At 37.7% G+C, this 22,405-nt stretch carries 23 protein-coding genes and 1 riboswitch; of the genes, 8 read left to right on the forward strand and 15 right to left on the reverse strand.

Annotated features, from left to right (window positions below):
* Positions 1 to 187: 187 nt before the first annotated feature.
* The 4 genes from RUH74_RS08955 to RUH74_RS08970 all read right to left on the reverse strand — a co-directional run bounded on the left by RUH74_RS08955 (position 188) and on the right by RUH74_RS08970 (position 4,524).
* Positions 188 to 1,885, reverse strand: a complete 1,698-nt coding sequence (locus tag RUH74_RS08955; protein ID WP_313799955.1) for a methyl-accepting chemotaxis protein — start codon at positions 1,883 to 1,885, stop codon at positions 188 to 190.
* Positions 1,886 to 2,080: 195 nt separating this feature from the next.
* Positions 2,081 to 2,821, reverse strand: a complete 741-nt coding sequence (locus RUH74_RS08960; protein ID WP_313799956.1) for an amino acid ABC transporter ATP-binding protein — start codon at positions 2,819 to 2,821, stop codon at positions 2,081 to 2,083.
* A gap of 20 nt (positions 2,822 to 2,841) precedes the next feature.
* Positions 2,842 to 3,600: an amino acid ABC transporter permease gene (locus tag RUH74_RS08965; RefSeq protein WP_313800082.1), complete on the reverse strand. Its 759-nt coding sequence runs from the start codon at positions 3,598 to 3,600 to the stop codon at positions 2,842 to 2,844.
* 69 nt (positions 3,601 to 3,669) lie between these two features.
* Entirely contained in the window at positions 3,670 to 4,524 is an 855-nt protein-coding gene (locus RUH74_RS08970; protein ID WP_313799957.1) for a transporter substrate-binding domain-containing protein, read from the reverse strand.
* A gap of 147 nt (positions 4,525 to 4,671) precedes the next feature.
* A riboswitch (Lysine riboswitch) is annotated at positions 4,672 to 4,854 on the reverse strand.
* Between the two features lie 155 nt (positions 4,855 to 5,009).
* On the opposite strand from RUH74_RS08970, the gene RUH74_RS08975 reads away from it, so the two are divergent.
* The 3 genes from RUH74_RS08975 to RUH74_RS08985 all read left to right on the forward strand — a co-directional run bounded on the left by RUH74_RS08975 (position 5,010) and on the right by RUH74_RS08985 (position 6,702).
* Positions 5,010 to 5,852, forward strand: coding sequence for a hypothetical protein (locus tag RUH74_RS08975; protein ID WP_313799958.1), 843 nt, complete (start codon positions 5,010 to 5,012; stop codon positions 5,850 to 5,852).
* Between the two features lie 79 nt (positions 5,853 to 5,931).
* On the forward strand, positions 5,932 to 6,453 hold the full coding sequence (locus RUH74_RS08980) for a hypothetical protein (RefSeq protein WP_313799960.1): 522 nt from the start codon (positions 5,932 to 5,934) through the stop codon (positions 6,451 to 6,453).
* Positions 6,454 to 6,465: 12 nt separating this feature from the next.
* Positions 6,466 to 6,702 carry a hypothetical protein gene (locus tag RUH74_RS08985; protein ID WP_313799961.1) on the forward strand — a complete coding sequence of 79 codons (237 nt, stop codon included), beginning with the start codon at positions 6,466 to 6,468 and terminating at the stop codon, positions 6,700 to 6,702.
* A gap of 129 nt (positions 6,703 to 6,831) precedes the next feature.
* Here the strand turns inward: RUH74_RS08985 and RUH74_RS08990 are convergent, their stop codons facing one another.
* Positions 6,832 to 6,990, reverse strand: a complete 159-nt coding sequence (locus tag RUH74_RS08990) for a hypothetical protein (RefSeq protein WP_313799962.1) — start codon at positions 6,988 to 6,990, stop codon at positions 6,832 to 6,834.
* Positions 6,991 to 7,189: 199 nt separating this feature from the next.
* Positions 7,190 to 9,271 carry a sensor histidine kinase gene (locus tag RUH74_RS08995; protein WP_313799963.1) on the reverse strand — a complete coding sequence of 694 codons (2,082 nt, stop codon included), beginning with the start codon at positions 9,269 to 9,271 and terminating at the stop codon, positions 7,190 to 7,192.
* Between the two features lie 200 nt (positions 9,272 to 9,471).
* Between RUH74_RS08995 and RUH74_RS09000 the strand changes: the two genes are divergently transcribed.
* Together RUH74_RS09000 and RUH74_RS09005 are read left to right on the forward strand one after the other, a co-directional pair.
* Positions 9,472 to 10,200, forward strand: a complete 729-nt coding sequence (locus tag RUH74_RS09000; protein WP_313799964.1) for a response regulator transcription factor — start codon at positions 9,472 to 9,474, stop codon at positions 10,198 to 10,200.
* 169 nt (positions 10,201 to 10,369) lie between these two features.
* Positions 10,370 to 10,477, forward strand: a complete 108-nt coding sequence (locus RUH74_RS09005; RefSeq protein WP_313799965.1) for an anti-repressor SinI family protein — start codon at positions 10,370 to 10,372, stop codon at positions 10,475 to 10,477.
* A 56-nt stretch (positions 10,478 to 10,533) separates the two neighbouring features.
* Here the strand turns inward: RUH74_RS09005 and RUH74_RS09010 are convergent, their stop codons facing one another.
* The 7 genes from RUH74_RS09010 to RUH74_RS09040 all read right to left on the reverse strand — a co-directional run bounded on the left by RUH74_RS09010 (position 10,534) and on the right by RUH74_RS09040 (position 17,558).
* Positions 10,534 to 11,205, reverse strand: coding sequence for a YdeI/OmpD-associated family protein (locus RUH74_RS09010; protein ID WP_313799966.1), 672 nt, complete (start codon positions 11,203 to 11,205; stop codon positions 10,534 to 10,536).
* Between the two features lie 209 nt (positions 11,206 to 11,414).
* The gene (locus RUH74_RS09015) at positions 11,415 to 11,924 is read right to left on the reverse strand and encodes a type 1 glutamine amidotransferase domain-containing protein (protein WP_313799967.1); all 510 of its coding nucleotides are present in this window, start codon (positions 11,922 to 11,924) and stop codon (positions 11,415 to 11,417) included.
* Positions 11,925 to 12,036: 112 nt separating this feature from the next.
* Positions 12,037 to 12,915, reverse strand: coding sequence for a 3-hydroxy-5-phosphonooxypentane-2,4-dione thiolase (gene lsrF / locus RUH74_RS09020; RefSeq protein ID WP_313799968.1), 879 nt, complete (start codon positions 12,913 to 12,915; stop codon positions 12,037 to 12,039).
* A 68-nt stretch (positions 12,916 to 12,983) separates the two neighbouring features.
* The gene (gene lsrB / locus RUH74_RS09025; RefSeq protein WP_313799969.1) at positions 12,984 to 14,051 is read right to left on the reverse strand and encodes an autoinducer 2 ABC transporter substrate-binding protein LsrB; all 1,068 of its coding nucleotides are present in this window, start codon (positions 14,049 to 14,051) and stop codon (positions 12,984 to 12,986) included.
* Positions 14,044 to 15,051: an ABC transporter permease gene (locus RUH74_RS09030; protein WP_313799970.1), complete on the reverse strand. Its 1,008-nt coding sequence runs from the start codon at positions 15,049 to 15,051 to the stop codon at positions 14,044 to 14,046. Before RUH74_RS09030 ends, lsrB begins: the two co-directional genes overlap by 8 nt.
* A gap of 7 nt (positions 15,052 to 15,058) precedes the next feature.
* A complete protein-coding gene (locus RUH74_RS09035) occupies positions 15,059 to 16,069 on the reverse strand; it encodes an ABC transporter permease (RefSeq protein WP_396229963.1) in 1,011 nt (336 codons plus the stop codon).
* Positions 16,053 to 17,558, reverse strand: a complete 1,506-nt coding sequence (locus tag RUH74_RS09040) for a sugar ABC transporter ATP-binding protein (RefSeq protein WP_313799971.1) — start codon at positions 17,556 to 17,558, stop codon at positions 16,053 to 16,055. Before RUH74_RS09040 ends, RUH74_RS09035 begins: the two co-directional genes overlap by 17 nt.
* A gap of 360 nt (positions 17,559 to 17,918) precedes the next feature.
* Between RUH74_RS09040 and RUH74_RS09045 the strand changes: the two genes are divergently transcribed.
* The 3 genes from RUH74_RS09045 (at position 17,919) to RUH74_RS09055 (ending at position 20,932) form a co-directional block, all read left to right on the forward strand.
* Positions 17,919 to 18,839, forward strand: a complete 921-nt coding sequence (locus tag RUH74_RS09045) for a sugar-binding transcriptional regulator (RefSeq protein WP_313799972.1) — start codon at positions 17,919 to 17,921, stop codon at positions 18,837 to 18,839.
* A 151-nt stretch (positions 18,840 to 18,990) separates the two neighbouring features.
* Positions 18,991 to 20,559 (forward strand): autoinducer-2 kinase, encoded by a 1,569-nt coding sequence (gene lsrK, locus RUH74_RS09050; RefSeq protein ID WP_313799973.1) that lies wholly within the window; start codon positions 18,991 to 18,993, stop codon positions 20,557 to 20,559.
* Between the two features lie 19 nt (positions 20,560 to 20,578).
* Positions 20,579 to 20,932, forward strand: coding sequence for a cupin domain-containing protein (locus RUH74_RS09055; protein ID WP_313799974.1), 354 nt, complete (start codon positions 20,579 to 20,581; stop codon positions 20,930 to 20,932).
* A 130-nt stretch (positions 20,933 to 21,062) separates the two neighbouring features.
* Here the strand turns inward: RUH74_RS09055 and RUH74_RS09060 are convergent, their stop codons facing one another.
* Together RUH74_RS09060 and RUH74_RS09065 are read right to left on the reverse strand one after the other, a co-directional pair.
* On the reverse strand, positions 21,063 to 21,797 hold the full coding sequence (locus tag RUH74_RS09060; RefSeq protein WP_313799975.1) for a sulfite exporter TauE/SafE family protein: 735 nt from the start codon (positions 21,795 to 21,797) through the stop codon (positions 21,063 to 21,065).
* Between the two features lie 220 nt (positions 21,798 to 22,017).
* A complete protein-coding gene (locus RUH74_RS09065; RefSeq protein WP_313799976.1) occupies positions 22,018 to 22,389 on the reverse strand; it encodes a hypothetical protein in 372 nt (123 codons plus the stop codon).
* Positions 22,390 to 22,405: the final 16 nt, after the last annotated feature.

Below are 22,405 nucleotides of genomic sequence, written 5' to 3' on the forward strand. Positions count from 1 at the left end.
TCTGCACACAACCAAGTATGTAAATGTCGGTCTGCTTAATTAATCAGACCGACCATTTATATTTTCCCATAAAAAAAGAAGAAGAATTTCACCAAACTTTGGTGTCTTCTTCCCCTCTTGGAATAGGAATATTTCTTACCCTTTAACTATAATAGATAGCTAATCACAACTTTATTATTTCTTTCTACTAGACTTTGAACTTTCCAATTAATATCTGTAAGTCTTCTGCTAATTTGGATAATGATTGGGCGGATATAGATATTTCTTTCATAGACGCGAGCTGTTCTTCAGCTGATGCAGCCACATTTTTGGAATGATCAGCAGTTCCTGAAGATATTTGTGTGATGCTGGATACCGTTGCAGATACTTCTTCAATACTTGCTGAGACCTGTTCTGCTGTAGCAGCCAAATCATGAATCTTCTCTGCTAGGTTGTTCATAAAATGAAGAATCCCTTTAAAGCTATCTTCCGTTTGCCCAACAATATTCAGTCCTGCCTGAACATCCTTTGTTACTTGTTCAATAGATTGATTGGAATAGACCATATCCCGTTGAATCTCAACAATTAAGCTAGAAATTTGAGAAGAGGATTGCTGAGATTGCTCTGCTAATTTCCGAACTTCATCAGCAACGACGGCAAATCCCTTTCCATGTTCTCCTGCTCTGGCAGCTTCAATCGCCGCATTTAATGCTAACAGGTTGGTTTGATCCGCAATATCGGAGATCACCTTTGTAATTTCTCCGATTTCCTTTGAGCGCTGATCTAATGATTGAAAGACTTCCCCACTTTCGCTGACTGAATGGCTGATTGCATTGATTTGTTTAACCGTCCTGTCTACAAACACTCCACCGTCCTTCGCCTTTTGGGTTGCCTGAGAACTTGCTTCAGATATAAGGGAGGCTGTTTCCGCAATAGACTGTACCCCTTTTGAAACCTCCTCCAAAGCTGCTGCACTTTCTTGTACACTAATTGTTGACTGCTCCGCACCTTGTGCCACATGCTGTATGGTATCAGTAATTATTTCTGTTGCCTGGCTCGTTTGCTCTGCACTAGCCGTTAATTCTTCTGAAGAAGCAGCAACTTGATCAGAAGCCACATTCACTTCATTCATCATTTCTCTAAGATTGTCAGCCATCCTATTGAAGCTTATAGCAAGATCGTTTAATTCATCTCCTGCATTATCAGTAATTTGAGAGGTGAAGTCCCCATCTCTTGCTAACTCAAGAGCTGATGTAATTTTTGCTAGCCTTTTCTTCATTCTTTTTGTAAACCAGTAGGTAGCCATACCTGCCATGACAATGACTAAACATAGAATAGTAATAAATTTTATTAAGAAACTTGATAAGATACTTTCAATTATGTCTTGAGAAGCACCCACGTAAAAAATACCTATAATCTTACCGGAGGCATTTTTAATTGGCATATAAGCGGCCTGATAAATATGTCCTGCAGCATTCGCTTCTCCATAGAAATGTTCCCCGTTTTTCAGAACAACCTCTGAGACCTCTTGCGATACTTGTGTGCCAATTGCACGATTCCCATCTTTAATAACATTAGTCGACACACGTGTGTCATCTTGAAAAATCGTCACTGTGTCTCCAGTGTCCTGGCCGATTTCATCGACCATGTCATTATTTTCATTTATAAGAGTCGTTCCCTTGTAAAGCTGTCCATCCTTAATTGACCACTCTCCAGGATATTTTATATCTATATATTTATACGCTAAAGTCAGATCTGCTTTTGCCTTTTCAATCGCAAATTCCTTAATTCCTTTTCTTATTTCCTGGTTTACTACAACGCCGATAATCGCTGATAACGCAAGGAGAATGGCCAGAACCATCAAATTTATCTTCATGCCTAATTTTAATTTTCTCAATTCAATCACCTATTTTTTATAGTTTATGATAATACTAAATCTTACCGCAATTCCTTCTATTTTACTATGACTTTTCTCATTTACACGTTCTTCACCTAAAGTGTTTAAGTTCATAAAAAAAGAAGGAAAACCATCCATACAAGATGACTTTCCTTCTCCTACTATCGGCGTTATTTGACATAGTTTATCTAAGTTATTCAAAACTTAGATTTCCCTTAATGTACGTTTTAAAAACTCCCTCGTTCGCTCACCAGTCGGGTGGTTAAAAATCTGATCAGGACTCCCTTCCTCTGCTATAACCCCTTTGTCCATAAACACCACTCTGTCCGATACTTCCTTGGCAAATTCCATTTCATGGGTAACGATTAGCATCGTAAGCCCCGACTCTGCAAGCTCTTTCATAACCTTAAGAACTTCTCCTACCATTTCAGGATCTAGTGCAGAAGTTGGTTCATCGAACAGCAGAACGTCTGGTTCCATTGAAAGGGCTCTTGCGATAGCGACCCGCTGCTTTTGACCACCAGACAGCTGTCTAGGCTTCGCATTCACAAACCTGTCCATCCCAACTACTTTCAAGTATTTCATCGCTACCTTTTCCGCTTCTTCCCTCGAGCGCTTTAATACCTTCATTTGTCCGACCACACAATTGCCCAGTACATTATGATTATTAAATAAGTTAAATTGTTGGAATACCATTCCTAATCTTGTTCGATAAGCATGAATATCATGCTTATCATCCAGAATATTTTCTCCGTTATAAATAATTTTACCGCCGCTCGGTTTTTCTAATAGATTGACACAGCGAAGAAGAGTGGATTTCCCTGAACCAGAAGAACCAATGATGCAGACAACTTCCCCTTTGTTCACTGAGAAATGGATATCTTTTAATACTTCATGGTTTCCAAAGGATTTACTTAATCGTTGAATATCAATGACGGTGTCCATGCCATTTCCCTCCTTCTTCATTATTGCCTAAGCCCTTTATGTCCTTCAGCTTCAATCTGAGCGTGATTGCCTACAACTGTATAATTATCTGGTCCATCTAGCTTTCTTTCAAAGTAGCGAAGAACTAATGTTACTGCATATGTCAAAATAAAATAAATGATACATACAATAAAGAATGCTTCAAAATACCTGAAGTTATTGCCCGCTACTGTTTTCGTTTGGAAGAATAATTCAGTAACGGAAATCACACTTAAAACGGCTGTATCTTTTATATTAATGATAAATTGATTGCCTGTTGCCGGTAAAATATTGCGGATAACCTGTGGCATTACAACATGAGTCATTGTTTGGACATGGTCCATGCCAATGGCTTGGGCTGCTTCATATTGTCCTGCATCAACTGAAATAATCCCTCCTCGGACAATCTCAGCCATATATGCACCGGTATTAATTGCTACAATAACGACCCCTGCAATGATTGGATTCATTTGCCAGCCAAATGCTGCCGCAGATCCATAATAGATGACCATCGCTTGTACAATCATTGGTGTCCCACGGAAAAACTCAATATATACGGATAGAATAATATTAATGAATTTTAAGAGGCCCTTCTTTGCACCCCTCTCAGGGATTGGAATGGTACGAATGATGCCTGCCAATAACCCGATCAATGCCCCAAAAATGGTTCCGATCAATGCAATTAAGAGGGTTACGCCAGCCCCGCGCAGAAACATTGGCCAGTTTGTTTCAATAATTTTTATCATCCATTCTAAACTCAAATCCATTCGTATCCTCTCCTTAAACATGGAAGCCGACTACATTGCTGATGCAGCCGGCTTCACAAACCATTATTCTGCTGCTGGCTGATTTTTAATGGCGGCATCCATAATACTGATGCGTTCTTCCTCAGAAATACCAGCTAATATTTCGTTTATTTTTGCTGTTAACTCACTATCTTTTGCAACACCAACTGCAATAGCCGTATCATCCTCAGACGTCTTAAATCCTTCAGTGAATTCAACCATCGCAAAGTTATCATTCGCAGCGGATGCACTAACACCTTCCGGACGCTCAGATACATATCCATCAATCACGCCTGATTCAAGCGCTACCCTCATAGCTGGGAAGTTATCCATTGCTGGTCTTTTTTCCACTCCATCAATTTGATCAATGACCGAGTAGTGGAATGTATTTAATTGAGCCGTAACCTTTGCACCTTTGAAATCTTGGATTGATGTTGCGCCCTCATACTTCCCGCCTTTTTTGACAACCATAATTAAATCCGATTTGTAGTAGTTATCTGAGAAATCAATCGTTTCTTTACGTTCTGCTGTCGGTGACATTCCCGCAATAATCGCATCAATTTTCCCTGAAGTTAGTGACGGTACAAGTCCATCCCATTCTGTTTTCACAATCACTAGCTCTTTTCCTAAGCCTTCAGCAATCTTCTTGGCGATTTCTACATCGTATCCACCAGCATACTCCGCGTTGCCATCGATTTTAACGCCACCATTTGAATCATCCATTTGTGTCCAGTTAAATGGTGCATAGCCTGCTTCCAATCCTACTTTAAAGGTGTCTTTTTCCGAGGATGATCCCGACCCTTCTGTCTTCTTATCTGAATCACCGCTTGTTCCACAGCCCGCTAATAAAATAATGGCTGAAAGAGATATCGCTAAAAATAATGATAGTTTTTTCTTCATGCTATTTTCCCCCTATTTATTTGATTTAATAGTCTAATATATGCTTGACCTCTTGCATTTAGGCATTTTACTAAAAACAAAAAGCGACCTGAGATGAACTCAGGTCGCAACGTTTATAGTTTGCCCCAAAATCCCTCTTCTTTCCCTAAATGAGATAGCACAACTCAACAAACCGGGTACGTTCATTGAGACAGTCCTGCAGCTCTTAACTGCAGACCCAGCAAGTAATACTGAGAATATTACAAGCTTCGGCGATATTTCCTTCTCTCTAGCATCCTCGCTTCTCAAGCTCCACTAAAGACTATTAAATACCGCGCCTCTACCTCATCAGTAAAGATGAGGTCTTATTAAATTATATTCATTATCCTACAGTAGTAAGCCTATTCTGTCAACTCAACATAACTAGCAGTTATTTCCGAAAAGCTGAATACTATCCCAACATTGGTACAAATTAAATATATTCTCGTTTTATCGGAGTGATCAGTGTGTATAATTCATATTGGTTTCTAGCACTTATTATTTCAAGCCTTATCACGTTTTGTTTTATTTTATCAAAAAAAAGAAATACTGAGTCCCTTTTCCTGTTATTAACAATGATTGGGTTTGGTTTTATTATTGAAACCGTCATATTTAATTTTTTAGGAAGCTATAATTATAACCCAAACTTTATAAAACATAATTCCTTTTATGATAATAATCTAGGTGCATTTGCATCAAACGCTTTTGCCTTGCCTGTTATTGCCACTTTGATAGCAACCTTTCACTTAAGCTGGATCTGGCTATTCCTATTTTCCGGACTATTCGTTGGGATTGAATGGTTATTTTTAAAATTGAATATTTATTCACACAACTGGTGGCGTTTAGCATATACGGGATTTGGGCTACCTTTTTACTTTGCAACTGCATATCTATTCCGAAATTGGATTGAACATCCTGTAAATAGAGTTAAGCATTATTTGCTACTCTATTTAATTATGGGATCCATATCTTGCAGTCTTCATATTCTTCCAATTATCTTTTTATCCAATCGAGTGTATACACCTGGCTGGTTTGAAGATCTAGGAAGGGATTCCATTGCTTTAGCAGCAATATTCTATGTATGTGCAACTGTATATTATTGTTTAATAATTAGAGTCAACTGGAAAATGAAATGGATAAAATATGCATTAACAGGTGTACTCATGTACACAGTAGATCAAATGCTAATCAATATGGATCTACTTCATAGCTTAGTCTGGTGGGATCGAATATATTATGTTTGTTTATCATTATTCCTTATTCTTCTTACAGGAATCATAGATAGAAGATTGTCCAAAAATCGCCCTTGAATAAAATGTTAATTTTTAACAAATGCTATCGGAAGGTTTATATCTTCAGGGAAAACCACAGTCGAAGAGGTGCTGCCATATGATCAATCCATTTCTTCCTTCTCTTGCAAGAATAAGTGTATTTGGTATTACTCACCTTCAAAAACAAAGCCCCAATATGGTTGCATGGTGGTCTGCTGTTTTCCCTGGTTTAGGTCATTACTTACTTAATCACTATATAAGAGCAACTTTTTTAACGCTATCTGAGGTTTCCATTAATACCTTTGCTCACATTAATGATGCAATGATTTACTCTTTTTGCGGGAAGTTTGAACTCGCACAATCGGTTGTTCAACCTAAATGGGCCTTTGGTTATCTCATTATTTATATGCTATCCATTTGGGATAGTTACCGCTTGGCTACTTACCAAAATAAACTATATGATTTAACATATTTAAAAAATGAACCCATCCAGCGCATAGGTATTTTCCCTTCTGAAATTCAATTTATTGATAGGAAAAAGCCGAGTGTTGGCGCTATTTACTCTTTTCTTTTTCCAGGTTTAGGCCAGCTGTATGTTTACCGGTTTGGATTATCCTTTTATACCATTATTTGGTGGTAGATTTATCTATACTTGTCCAGGCTGCATGAGTCTCTTTTACAATTAGTGCTTGGGAATCTTCAAGCGTCAAGCTTGATTCTACAGCAGCATTGGTTTTTATTTATGCCATCTGTTATGGGTGGAGCCATCTATCATGCCTATGTTACAGTCATTGAACACAATAAGCTTTACCGTATGGCACAACGTCAGTATCTAACAAAACGCTATGGGAAAGAAGATAATTTTCTTATCTTCAATAAGCAGGTGTGATTTATATGATCATTGTTGGAACATTTGAACAATCCATTGAATAGAGCAAGCATTAACTGTATTAGAGCATAGTTCTATTTCAAAGGATCAGATCCTAGTCGTATTTTTGGATGGAAAACCTTCTCCTATTCAGATTCCAGGAAGAACACAAAATATCCATTCAAACGCTTTTGAAATTGGCATGGCAAGCGCTACAGGTAGTGCAGTTATTGGTGCCAGTGTCGGATATATATTGTATTTAGGACCCATTGTTTGTGGACTTCTTGGTGCAGTTATTGGATTCGCCATAGGTTACGCCTTGTACTTTTTTCCAAATAAAAACAAACTCAAATTGAGGACAACGAAAAAACAACCTGAAGTTGCCGTCATTATTCAATGTAGTAATAGTCAATTTTCGTTCATAGAAAATATCATGTGGGAAAACCACGCAATTTCAGTTGGGAAGTCGCATTGAACCACCTGGGACAGGTCCCTTGTCCCCACTGCTTCAATCGGGACGACGATCCTGTCCCTCTGTCCCAAATGGAAGTGTAAAGTAGAAGCTGCTGCCTTTTCCTTTTTTACTTGTTACGCCCATGGTTCCGTTATGATATTCGACTATTTCCTTGGATATCGCTAGCCCTAGCCCCGATCCCCTATGTGCTTTTCCTTGATTTCCATTCTTATAAAAGCGATTAAATACTAGCTTAAGTTCTTGCTCCTCAATCCCTAGCCCATTGTCCCTTACTTTAATCTTAACTTTCTTATCTTGGTCATTGGTTAGCTCCAAAACTATTTTCCCATTCTCAGGAACAAATCTTTGTGCATTATTTAATAAATTTACAATCACTTGTTCAATCCGGACCTCGTCAATATGAACAAATCGATTTTCTATTTGATCGGAAAGGAAATTCTTACATTCAAAATCTATACCCTGCTTCTCCAAATCCCATTTATATTTTTGATATACCTTATAGATGTATTCCTGAATATCAACTCTTTTCATATCAAATCTGATCTGCCTATTTTCCATATCAGTCATATCATGTAAATCATGCAGCATTCGAGATAAATACAAGCTCTGTTCGTAGACTAACTCAATATAGTTTTTGTCACTTTGAATGACCCCATCTAGCATCCCCTTTGTATATGCGCGAATATTTGTTAAGGGGCTTGAAATTTCATGAGAAATATTATGAATCCATTTGCTTCTTGATTGATGTGCCTCCTTTAACTTTTGATTTGCAGCCTGAAGCTCTTTATTCGTATGCTGCAGCTCCGTCGTCCGTTCATGCACTTGCTGCTCCAATGATGCATTAAGAATGGCTAAATCCTGTGATAGCTTTTCCGTTCTCATAAAAGACATGGAATATTGCTTTGACAGGATAATGGATTGAGTAAATAAAAAGAATAATAGACCAACAGAGGTTAGTTCAGTTGTTTTTACGATATTGTTAAAAAACAGAATATCATTGATCACTGTCCCAAATAACATAAGAATAGCGACCGTATTTAATAGGGAGCTTTCTCGTTTTCTTAAAATGGCTGTAAGATAAACAGAAATTAAATATAAAAAAATCAAGATAATGAGTACTTGAAAATGAATCATCGTTCTTGTAAATACAACTGCTGGTGTCAATATGACGAAAAGGCTGTATACTGACATAGCAACAATTATCGCATCTCTTAGCTTTTGATTCATGTCTTTGGCAAATTGTGTATAGGTAAACAGGGAAACAAATAAAACACCAAGTGATGCCCCTAAATATTCAAGCTTTACTGCGAGTTCCCAAGATAAAAATGGGAGAATATATGAGGCTAGTCCTTCTTCAAGAAGCGTAGCGCGGATAGCAATAAGTAAGCATACACTTCCAAAAAAGAATAAGGAATGCTCTTTTCTTCTAAATAAATATAAAACAAGGTGATAGAGCCCCATCGTAACCAAACTCATAACAATAACCGATCGATAGATAATCTTTGTATCTCTAAATTGAAGAACCATTTCGGGCTCCCCAATTAAAATCGAATCAAAAATCCCTGCTTTTCTCTGGTGATAATTGGATATTTGTATAATGAGTTCAATCGGATTGGACTGAACCTCAAATTGTATTACCTTTGGTGTATTTACTGGTTCCATCAAATCTCTGCTTTTTCCCACTACTCCATTCTTAGATACCTCTACCCCATTCATCCATAATGTATAGGCAGACGATATATTAGGAACGTACAAAGCTTTTGTCGTACCAATCTCTTCCTTTGGAAAATCAAGATGCAATCGATAAGTTGCATACCCCATTATCGGCAATTCCTCTCCACCAAGAAGATAAGTACTCCATGTATTGGGTACATCTACGATTAGGGGTGTTTGCTGAACCGTTTCCCCCCTGAAATCCTCTGGTGTATATAATTCATCCCAATAAAACTCCCAATTTCCGTCTAATTGTAATATTTTATTGTCTGGAAATTGGCTGATAGAATAGATTCCATTTGGCACTTCCCCATTTAACCCTGCCAATACATTAGAGCCTGTGAAAAATACCCCAATAAGGGCTAGGACTATGAGAATCTTACAGCTCATTGCTTTCATCATTTACACCCTTTAATTCGATATCTACACCTTTTTCCTTATCATACTATCAATATGTATTGATTTAGAAATATTTTTTCTGAAAATTACAATAAACCTATATATATAGGGCAAAAGGAAAGGATATGCATAGAAAATGTCGCTTTCAATATGATATAGTTAAGATAAATTGGAACTTTTTTCAATAAAGGGGGCCTCACAGTGTGCATTCAATTAAACTTCTAATCATTGAGGATGAATATGCGATCATAAATATTTTGCGTCTTTATCTTGAAAAAGAAGGCTATACAGTTTTTTCATCATTGAATGCAGCGGATGGGCTACGATTAATGGAAGAAGTAAAACCAGATATCGTTTTATTAGATATCCATTTGCCAGATAAAAATGGGTTTGAATTAGCCTATAAATACCGTGAAATTTCTGATGGAATCCTTATTTTCCTTACAGGAGAAAGAACAAAAGATTCCATTATCCAAGGTTTTGAAATTGGCTGTGATGACTATATAACGAAACCGTTTGACCTTCCAGAATTAATGGCTAGAATTAAAGCTAATTTAAGAAGAAGCAGCATTACTTCTTCTAAAGTGCTGCATGCTGGAGATTTATCTATAAACTTTTTAGATAAAAGCGTGCATAAGAACGGGGAAAAAATTGAGCTTTTTACAAAAGAACGGATGTTACTTTTCTTATTAGCAGAACATGCGAATCAAGTAATTAGTGCTGAACAACTATACGATTCGATCTGGGGAATTGATTCGGATGCAGAGTTAAAAACGGTTCTTGTACATTTAAGCACTTTAAGGAAAAAAATTGAAGATGACCCCAGAAAACCAAAATATATCCAAACCGTACGGGGATTTGGCTACAAATTTTCAACTCCTCATTCTATAAAGACGAAAAGCCGCCAACATGAGTGGAATACGTTCCGCTAATGTTAGCGGCTTTTATATTTCGCTTAATTTGACGGATTATTGTCTATAGTCTTTATTTTGTGATATTTATCATATTTTAACTTAATTTTAACCTTATCAAGATAAAGTAAGAATATCTAATCTATCTCTTCAAAATTATATCTATGCGCAGGAATAAGGAGTGAAATAATTGTTAGATCAAGAATGGGTAAAACTGATACTAGAAGCTAAACGTTTAGGATTATCCATAGAAGAGGTAAAAAACTTCCTCTTAAGGAATCTTAAAGCAACCTCATAGGGGACAGGTTCATTGTCCCTGCTTATCTTCGCGGACCATTGAACCTGTTCCATGAGTTACTTTTTATGTGCTCGATATAAGTCCCTGCTTTTATAGCCCTGTTCTATAATTTGCTTCATTTCCTCACGGCGTTTTGCTTTCGTTGCATCTTGTTTCGCACTATATACATAGCGAGCCCAGTCTTTTCGATACCCGGGGGTGAGTGATTGATAGAAGGCAAGTAAATCGGGACGATCTTGTAAATCCTTTTCTATTGCAGGAATCATCTCAATATAATCGTCAACACATTGGCTTGCTTTTGTCGATACACTATTTTTACCCTTGGAATCTTCTTTTAAGCCGACAACCGTAAAAACATCATCCAACCCGACCATGCGGGCAAATTTAATATTACTTGTGCCCACATACCCATCTTCATTTGCCCCTAGCCCTGCTAGCAAATCATCGCGATGAATAAAAGTCGGGTAAACTTTGTTGCCCTTTTTCGGATAAGCTAAGAAAATGTAGCCATTTTTATTCAAGTAATTATTTTTAATGACGTCGTTTACAACACCTTGCAAAGACTCCATATCCAGTACAAATGCAAAGATGAGATCATATGTATCAGTAAGCTCTTTGTCATAATCTGCTAACTCAGCTAAGTAATCCGCACCTTCCGGTAAGTTCAAAACAGCTGCCTTTTTATACTTTTGCAGATTTAGTTTTTCTACAATTGTTTTTGCCACCAAAATCCACCTTTCTCTGATAAGGGACAAGCTTACCGCCCTGGCTGATTGCCCGAAAAACCATTGCCCCATTTACCCTATCTTTTTAATTGTATACTAACATGATTTAATTCAGAAAGGTGAAAAGTAGGTTACCGCCGATAGAAACAAAACTAGGGCCCCTGCAATAATGATCTCTATCCTATTAGCATGGATATTAATTTTTACATTTCTTACGGTAATTTATTTAATATTTCTCGAATAAAAGCAGGTTCATCCTTTGGGGTTCTAGAGGTAATGATGTTTCCACTTACAACGACTTCTTCATCAAGATAGGTCGCTCCACTATTAATGACATCGGCACGGATACCAATATAGCTGGTGCTTTCCTTTCCTTTAAGGATATCGGCACTGATCATCACTTGCGGACCGTGGCAGATTCCGGCAATAACTTTTGACCTTTCATGTAAACGTTTTACAAGTTGAATGGTATTCGGATTTATTCTCAATTCTTCAGGCGCACTCCCGCCGGGGATGACGATAGCATCTAACTCATCTGCGTTTACTTCAGAAGAAGCGGCTTCTGTTACGTACGTTACGGTCTTTTTCTTGCCCGTGCATTCAACTCCTTTTTCATTCCCGATAATAATCGTTTCATGACCCTCTTTTTTCAATTCTTCATAAGGGTTTTTCATTTCTGAGTCTTCAAAATCCGGCGCTAGTAAAAATGCAACTTTTGCCATTTTGAATCCCTCCATTCATCGTTTTAACTTGATTAAAACATTGAAGCTTCTACCTTATTCCAGTAGAAGCTTGATGAGAATGAGGCGGGACAAGGGACCTGTCCCCCTGTCCCTAATTTGTTAGATCTAAGAAAAATTCATATGCTTCTATGTCTGTGTATCCTTCATGTACAACCTTTGTAACGGCTTGAATCATTTCTTCTGGGAATTCAGATTGGAATATGTTTCTTCCCATATCAACCCCTGCTGCACCGCCTTGAACAGATCTGTACGCTAGCGTTAACGCATCCTTTTCATGAATTTTCTTTCCGCCTGCAACTACTAGAGGAACTGGGCAAGCTGAAGCAACTTTTTCAAAATCATCACAATAGTATGTTTTAACGATGGAAGCTCCAAATTCAGCAAGCATTCTTGTTGCTAATAAGAAGAATTGAGTTGTACGCTCCATTTCCTTCCCTACCGCTACGACACCCATTGTCGGAATCGAGTATCTTGTTCCAAGGTTTACCGCCTTATTCAATTGTTCAATCGTTTCTTTTTGCCCCACTGCACCAATGAATGTTTGGATCGCTATTGCACTTGCATTCATTCGAATGGCATCCTCAATGTCCACAACCATCGATTCACGGCTTAAATCATCTTGTAAAATACTTGAACCAGAAGAAGCTCTAAGGGCAATGGATTTATTAAAGCTTGGCGGTACGCACGTTCGAATCGCACCTCTAGTCCCCATTAAGCAGTCTGCATAGTTTGCTAGTTTAGGAATTAGAATATCTAAACGCTCTAACCCTGATGTTGGTCCCATGAAGTAGCCATGGTCAAATGCAAGCATGACCGTCTTCCCACTTTTCGGGTTAAAAATTCTTGATAGTCTGTCTTTCATTCCCCAATCTACATTTGCCGCACCCTTTACATGGAAGTCCCCATTATTTGCAAAAGGAATACTCTCTGCGAAATTTTTCGCTGCTTTGTTTCCAATAATATCTGCCATCGTTATACTTCCTTTCCCTAGTTAATGATCTAGTAAACTATATAATTTATATAACGGGAGGGTGATCATCAGAAATCATATTCTCCCGTATTTGCTTTCGTGAATACAATTCGTTCAGGCAGTACGATAATTCCTGAATCCTCTGCCTCGTAGTCATAGCCCTGAACAGAGTTTGGCTCAACCTTCACTTCACCAAGCTCCGGTACATCTACACTACCGCCAACCTTCAGTTTATTCCCTAATGCTAGATGGTAGGCAATGTATACCGCTAGAGCTCCTTGATCTTTTACATCCCATAAACCATGATTTTCAATTGTATCGTTTTCTAAATACTGTCTCATTGAATTCGGTGATGCAAATCCTGTAATCACTACATCATTTTTATCCAACCCTTTATTTTGCGCTGCTTGCGCCATTGCAGGCAGGGCAGTGGAGTCAGGGCAAATAATGACATCAATGTCTTGATACGTATCAAGGATACTCTCTCCTACTTGTAAAGATTTTTGCTCATTCCCTTCACCAAATTGGGTTGTAACCACTTCCCACTTTGGATACTTTTCTTTCATATACTTATTAGCATATTCAACCCATGAATTTTGGTCAGGAACCGTGGGACTTGAGTAGAACCATGCGACCTTTTGCGCATCGTCAGGATTTTCAAGCTGTTCTGCAGCCATATCTACGAGCATGGAACCTAGAATATCAGGTGTGCCTTGATTGATATATACAGATCGATATTTCGGATCTACGTCAGAATCCCATGTAACCACTTTCATACCAGCATCTAATGCTTTTTGTAATGCTTGATTGAGACCGTCCGAGGATACCGATGAAATGGCAATTGCATCTGCACCGCTATTTACAGCACTATTAATGATTTGTACTTGATTGGCAACTGTCCCCTCAGGTGCTCCATCATATTTAACCTTGAATCCTATTTTTTCGGCCATTTCCTGGGCACCATCATTCCCAGACTCAAAAAACGCATTTCCTGTCATTTTGGGGATAAATACTACTTCAATATCACTAGGATCTTTTTCTGCCTTCTTTCCAGCATCCTCACTATTACAAGCTGCTAAAACAAGAGTTGAAAGTGCCACACCGGTTAATATTTTAAAAAACTTTGATTTACGCATTTAGTTTGCCCCCTCTATCCTTTTTAAACGTAACGAATCGCTTCACATTGGACTTGAATTCTGGAACGCCTAAGAATGCAACGGAAATAATCAAAAGTAACCCTGTAGCCAATCCGATATATTGTGTTTGTATGCCCCCCATTTGTAAACCGAGCTTTAAAAAACCGACGATGATGCTTGCAAGAGCAGTACCGACAACACCCCCTTTACCTCCAGTTATTAATGTTCCCCCTAATACAACAGCAGTGAGGATGGGCATTAAATATTCCGCACCAAAATCCGCACGCGCACTGCCCAGATACGAGGTTAGAATTACCCCCGCGATACCTGCACTTAGCCCCGATAATACATACGTACTCGCAATCATTTTTCTCGTATCAATCCCCGAGTATTCTGCTGAATTTTGGTTAATCCCAGTTAAATAAATGTATCTTCCATATCTCGTACGATGGAGTAGAATATATGCACCTAACAACAATAGGAAGAAAATGAAAACGGAATGTGGAATTCCAAAGAGCTTCCCATTTGCTAGATTAATAAACCCTTGAGAAAAGCCTGAAATTCCTTCATACGTACTAGCCCCAGACAGTCCAACCAACACGAGGGCAGCACCGCTGTATAGAAGCATTCCGCCGAGAGTAATAACCATCGCTTGCACTCTCGCATAAGCAATAAGAATGCCATTCAACAAGCCACAAAGACCACCAACTAGTATTGCTAAAAGAACTGCAATCCAAATATTTAATCCTGCCACTTGAGATAATATCCCCACAACAACAGAGGTTAAACCGATAATCGCTCCACCCGAAATATCAATCCCGCCTGTAATAATGACAAACGTAACAAAAAAGGCAATAATGGCGATTCCGATAAAATCATTAAAACTATTTAAAAGGACATGTATGTTCCAAAATCTAGGGTTCAATAAACCAAAAAGGATTATTTCTGTGACCAAAATAAGGAAGAGTACGAGATTCCATTTAGGTATTTTTTGTAGCATCTCATTCCTACGCCCCTTCCTGATAGTTTAAAATTCTTGCATTTAATCGTTCTTTGTTTGCCCTTTTGTTTGCTCGACGCACAATTAGGACATCTGCTACAACGATCATTATTAAGAGTAAGCCTGAAATCGCTGAATTCCAAAATGCAGGAACCTTTAAAAATACGAGAGCTGAATTGATCGAACTCATAATAATCGCTCCAATCGATGCGCCAATAACAGAGCCTATTCCTCCACTTAAGGATACGCCTCCTAGAACCGCTGCTGCGATAACAGTCATCTCGATCCCTACCCCAGCCGTTGTAGAAATAAATCCTATTTGACTAGCAAAGATCAGCCCTGCGACAGCAGCACAAATACCGGAAATAATAAAAGCAAAAATCTTGTATCGCTTTACGGGTATTCCTATTAATACAGCACCATCCTGATTATCGCCAATGGCAGCGAAATACCTGCCATTTCTACTATTCACCAAGAAAAAATGAATGAGGATAACTGCGATAATGACAATAATTGCGAGCGTGTTAATACCTAAAATACTACTCTGTGATAATTGCTTAAACGTTTTTGGTAGATTCTCAACCCATTTCCCATCTGTATAAATAACTTGAACAACCCTAGCAATCTCCAGCATCCCTAAAGTCATAATAAAGGAAGAAATTCTTAACTTTGTAACCCCTAAGCCATTTATTAAACCAATCACGCCACCAATTACAATCGCAATAAGAATGGCTAATAAAATATTTCCACCATCCCGCAAAATCATGCCGCTTACGGCAGCACTCAAACCTAGTGTCCCACCAACCGATATATCAATCTCGCCTGTAAGTAAAACAAACGTCACCCCAACTGCTAAAACGATATACAGCAAGCTATTTTTCACAGCATTCTCCATATTGGAGGCAGTTATAAAATCCGGATTAACCACTCCTACTAGTAGAAATAGCAAAATCAAGAAGAGTATCGTCCTAATTTCTCGATGCTTCGTGAAGCTAATAAGCCTATACATCATTTTCACTTCCTTTATGTGTGCCAAAGGCCGCTCTCATCACGTTTGTTGCATTAATCTCTTCAAAATCGAGACATACATGACAAGTCCCGCGGTAAATGACATAGATTCGATCACTTATCCGCTCAATCTCTTCTAAGTCGGATGAAATAAGTAATATGGAATACCCCTGTTCCTTTAATTGAGTAATGATGTTATAAATATCACTTCTTGCAGCGGCATCAATTCCTCTAGTAGGTTCATCCATAATAATCAGCTGCGGATTTGTTGATAGTATTCTTGAAATCACGACCTTTTGCTGATTCCCCCCCGATAATGATCGAATCTCATCATCACGGCTGCTAATTTTAATACTTAATTTGTTAACATACTCATCTGTAATCTGATTCTCAAATTGTTTATCAATAAAATACTTGTGTTTCTTTATGACCTGGGCTGTTATATTACTGCTTATCGAGCTGATCGAGAAAATCCCATTCAAAAAACGATCCTCAGGAATATAGGCCAATCCGCTTTCAATTGTTTCCTTAACACGAAGATGGGTGATGTCTTTTCCGTTTAAGATGACTTTCCCGCTCTTTACTTGATTAACCCCATAAATAGCCTCTGCTATCTCTGTTCTCCCAGCTCCTACAAGACCTGCTAATCCAACAACTTCTCCTTTATACACATCAAAGCTAATATTCTTGAAGCCGTCCCCGCACAAATCTTGCACTTGTAAAATTTTGTTTTCCTTCGTTCGATCCAAGTATCTCTTCTCATACGAATAACTACCATCTTTTTCACTATCTATTGGTAAGAGTCCCTGGATCAGCATTTCCTTAGTAAACTCATTTATCTTTCCTTTTAGCGTGACTTTTCCGTCTCTTAATATCACTGCATGTGTCGAGATTTGAAACACTTCATCTAATCGATGTGTAATATAAAAAATACCAACCCCAGCAGTCTTTAATTGTCCAATGAGCTTAAATAAGGACTCGGTTTCTGCAAATGTTAAAGAAGATGTAGGTTCATCTAAAATTAAAACCTTCGAATCCCTTAGGAGTCCTTTAATAATTTCGATCTGCTGCTGCTCAGCAATTGATAACGAAATGGCGTATCGATTTAAATCAATCGTCCAGCCTAGTTGTTCAATTAGTTTTTTCGCTGACTCTCTAACTTCCTGTTTTTTCTTATGAAAACCAATTGTTAGGTTTTGTTCAATCGTCATATTAGGGAATAGTAAAGGTTCTTGAGGGACTAGATAAATACCTTTTTCATGAGCGATGGATGGATTATAATTCGTTATCTTTTCTCCATTAATTTCGATGCTGCCTTCATCTGCTTTATAAACGCCTGTAAGAATTTTCATCAGCGTACTTTTCCCAGCCCCATTCCCACCAATAATTGAGATTACTTCAGACTGGTTCATTTCCAGCGTAATACCTTTTAATACCTTATTTTGGTTAAATGACTTCTCAATTTGAGCTAACTTTACTAATTGTTTCACATCCCCCATAAAACACCCTCCATACTTGTACTTTTATCTATGTATGCAGAATTTTTGAAAACGCTTTCTCTCTTTGATACAAAATTATAATTTAAAACATTTTATTAATCAAGCATCATTTTATTTTTATTTTGATAATTCCAATTATTCAATAAATAATAATAATCTCTTCATAAAATATAGCAACCGCAAATATTATTATAAGTACAAACACTATTATTTAAGGGATTTCCTTAGGTTTGTTAAATAATAAAAATTAAAGCGGATAGATATTGACGAACAAATCATTCGTTGGTATAGTAATCCCAATAACCAACAAATGTTTTACTATAAATATTTTGTAAAGCAAATTTAATACAAAGAGTGATTATGATGATGTATGAAAATGATTTAATCGTAAAAATTGCGTGGCAGTATTATATTGAAGGGAAAACGCAAAATGAAATCTCTGAATCTTTAAATCTTTCAAGAATGAAGGTTATAAAGTACCTTGAAAAGGCAAAAACCAATAATGTCATTCAATTTAAAATCAACTTAGAAAAGCTCGATAATATTGAGCTTCAAAATAAAATTAAAGAAAAATACAGCTTAAAGGACATTTATATTGTCCCAACCTCCCATGATACAAATACAGACAGTCTCCCCATCGCTGCTGCTCAATACATTGAAGATCGCATTACAAGCGACACAATGATTAGCATTGGTTACGGAGAGGCCGTTTCAAAGACATTGGGACACTTACGGATTTCTACTAAATATAATGTCACCTTCGTATCCTTATCTGGCGGTGTGAAGTTCTATATGCCAACAGCAATTGATACAAGATCAGACTATTACACAAATCCAAATTACAATCACTATATTGTACCTTCCCCATTACTTGTGTCCTCTAAAGAAATTGCTAGTCACCTGCTAGAGGAAAAGCAAGTAAAAAAAATATTGGATATGATTCCGTATTCCAATATTACTGTTATCGGAATTGGTGCCTTAAATGATCGCGCAACTTTAATTAAAGAAGGTTACATGGATACCAATGATTTTGAAATTTTAAAGTCAAAGGGGGCTGTTGGTGACCTATTAAGCCAGTTTTATGATATTAATGGGAATATTTTGGATTTGGATTTTCATAATATGCTAATTAGTACGGATATAGATGTACTGAAATCACTTCATAATGTTGTTGCCGTTGCGGGTGGTTTAGCCAAAAAGGATGCCATCATCGGTGCGCTAAAAGGGGGATACATTGATGTATTGATTACAGATGAAATAGTCGCTCAGAGTTTGATTTAAGAAGCTTTTCGTTTTTTGCGGGGATTGATTAACCTACCGGACATGTGCATGACTCACGCCCCTAGTTCTGCATACTAATCGTTTCGCATGTTCGCTATTGTGTTATTTTTTCTCCGATGCTTTTTTCAAAAAAACATACGAAAGGTAGATAATGATGGATAAATACCTAATGGCTATTGATGCCGGAACCGGCAGTGTAAGAGTAATCTTATTTAATACTTTGGGGCAGGAATTAGGTGTAGCGCAATCTGAATGGACACATAAAGAGGATCCAAGATATCCTGGTTCTATGGATTTCGATATTATTCAAAACATTAACATCATTATAAATCTGATCAAAGAAATAATTGCAACATGCAACATAGATCCAAAAGAGATAATCGCCTTATCTACCACAAGCATGAGAGAAGCAATCGTATTATACGATGAAAACGGAAACGAATTATGGGCATGTGCGAACGTAGATTCACGTTCCAACAATGAAGTTAATCATTTATATAACATGAGTGATACACTAGAAACGAATCTTTATAAAATTTCAGGTCAAACCTTTTCTTTAGGAGCGATTCCTAGAATCCTCTGGATAAAAAACAACCTCCCTGAGACCTATCATAAAATTAAGTATGTCTCCATGCTGAACGACTGGATTACATACCGCTTATCCGGTGTAATTTCAGTAGAGCCTTCAAACGGATGTACCACTGGTCTTTTCGATCTGAAGAAAAGAGTGTGGGACCCTGACATCGCAAGCCAAGTAAATCTTAGAAATGATATTTTCCCAGTAGTCCATGAAAGCGGAACAGTAATTGGCAACGTGACCGAAAAAATGTCAGCGCTTACAGGACTGAGTACAAGTACATTAGTTGTAGCTGGTGGTGGAGATGCTCAACTGGGCTGTATCGGCGCAGGAGTGATAAATGAAGGAGATGCTGCCGTATTTGGCGGCAGCTTCTGGCAATATGAATATACAACCAATCATGTACAAATTGATGAAGAATGCAGAGTTCGAATTAACTGCCACGCAGTTCCGAATACTTGGCAATATGAAGCGATCTCTTTCTTCCCCGGCTTAGTTATGAGGTGGTTTCGGGATAGTTTTTGTGACCTTGAACAATACATCCAGACTCAAACAGGTGAAAGCATTTATTCCCAAATGGAAAAACGCGCGCGTAACATTCCAGTCGGCAGCTATGGTATGCTATGTACTTTTTCCGACATCATGAATTATAAATCTTGGAAACATGCAGCTCCAAGCTTTATCAACTTCAAACTAGACCCCGATAAATTTAACAAAGCAAGCTTCTACAGAGCAATTATGGAGAATGCAGCCTTTGTCACAAAAGGAAATATCGATTTGGTTAACAGCATTACTAGTACATCTCCTGAATCCATTGTATTTGCTGGCGGCGCTTCTAAAAGCGATCTCTGGTGCCAAATCGTTTGCGATGTCCTAAACATTCCATTAAAAATCCCAGTCATAAGAGAATCGACCGCTTTAGGAGCCGCAATCTGCGCGGGTGTAGGTGCCAAGGTTTACCAAAGTTTCGATGATGCTATCTCAAAAGTAATTACATTCGAAAAAACCTATCATCCAGATCCCGAAAATAATGAAGTATATGAAGAGCTTTTTTTGAAATGGAAGGAGGTCTACAAAAAGCAACTTGAATTAGCAGACAAGAAGCTTACAGACAATATGTGGATTGCCCCTGGATTAAAATAATAGAGACGGAGTGAAGCTCATGACAATTGTGAATGAAAAAGAAAAAGAATATCGATTTGGAGACAACGGTCCCAAATATTTATTACGCGGCCCACGCATGAACTTCGGTATAGTCGTCTTGAAACCCGGTCAGGATTTTCCAGCTCATTATCACAACATTATGGAAGAAAACTTCTTCATTCTCGAAGGAGAACTCGAAATTCATATCGAAAATGAGATATTCCATTGTAAAAAAGGCGATCTAATCCATGTAGAGCCAAAGAAAGTTCACTATCTCATAAACAAAGGCACATCTGACTTCAAAGCAGCATTTATGCTTTCCCCCTTCCAGGAAAAAGACAAGGTCGAAGTAGATTATCGGCCATATAGCTGATTCTAATAGTTATAATGGATATTTCAGGATAGAATTCTTCCGTTCAATAAATGATTTTACTGATTAACATTCATTAAATAGAAAGAGCATCTTCTATTATTAAATAGGTAGATGCTCTTTCTATCTGTCCCTAAAGAACATTATTTACAAATATCTGTATGATAAGAGCTATGGTAACCAAACGCAAAATAGGTTTAACATATTGCGGTCTTAGCTTTTTAGCTATACGTACCCCAATTTGCGCACCTGCTACAGACCCAAAAAGAAGCGCTAATGTTAATGGCCAAATGATTTTACCTGTTGCAATATAAGTAATAGCTGCACCAAAACAGCTTGAAAAAGTTGCAAGACGGACAAAACCAACCGCTCGAATATAAGAGATTTGTAGATACCCAAATAAATAAAGCATTAACGTTCCTTGACCAGGACCGAAGAGACCATCGTAAATACCAATTCCGTAAAGACCCGGAATACTTAATTTATTCATTTTCAATTGGGCATCTCCCGAGAAATCCCTTTTTCCGATAAATGAAGTGATAAAAGCAAATACAAGTAAGAGTATAGCTACGATATACATATTTCCTTCTGAAATTCTTGATGCAATAAACCCACCGCTTATACCGCCGCCAACACTTACCGGGATAATCCATAATGACTCTTTAAGTGAAATATCCCCCTTTTTGTATAGATGGAAAAAGCTCGAAAAGGAACTGACCGTATTCGACACTTTGTTTGCACCGATTGCAGAATGGACGGGCATTCCCATTAACAGCATGGCCGGTAGACTGATTAGACCCCCACCGCCAGCAAGCGTACCAACAGTTGTTGCACATATACCGATAAAGAAAATAAGCAGATATTCCAAATTCACACCCCCTTAGCTAAAGTATATTCTCATAAGTGACATAAATAAATTTAATAGTTTTTATAAAAATCAATAAGATAAACTTATTGATTTTACACCTGATTAAACACACTTATATGTTAATAGGAGTGGAATCGTATTAAATTATATATAGGGATATCTATAAAAAAACTGCCTCTCTTTTAAAAGGGAGGCAGTTCTTCTTTATATATACAATCTCTTACCGAATGAACGTTGGACCAACCAACGATTTCGGATCGATTCCCATTGCAAGTTTACAAATATTTGCATAGCTAATTTGTTTATAATTTGCTAGCAGCTGCTTCAAATCGTGAAATTTACTATCTGCCTTTAGTTCTTTTATTTCTCTCTGATAGACAGATAGTACATACTCATCCTGAGACGCCGGACGGAAACTGCTTGGGTCCTCTTCTGTAATGAGGCAGCCCATATATTGAAATCCAAACTGTAATTGATGTGTTAAACGAATGGAATTCATAAACTTTTGAAATAGTGCCGGCTCTGTCGATTTTAATGTTTCGATCGCCCCTTTTGCACGTTGCAGTTCATTAATGCTTGATGCGATCAGCATATAAATCTCTCCTTTT

This window comes from Cytobacillus sp., from assembly GCF_032154635.1.
Classification (GTDB): domain Bacteria; phylum Bacillota; class Bacilli; order Bacillales; family Cytobacillaceae; genus Cytobacillus.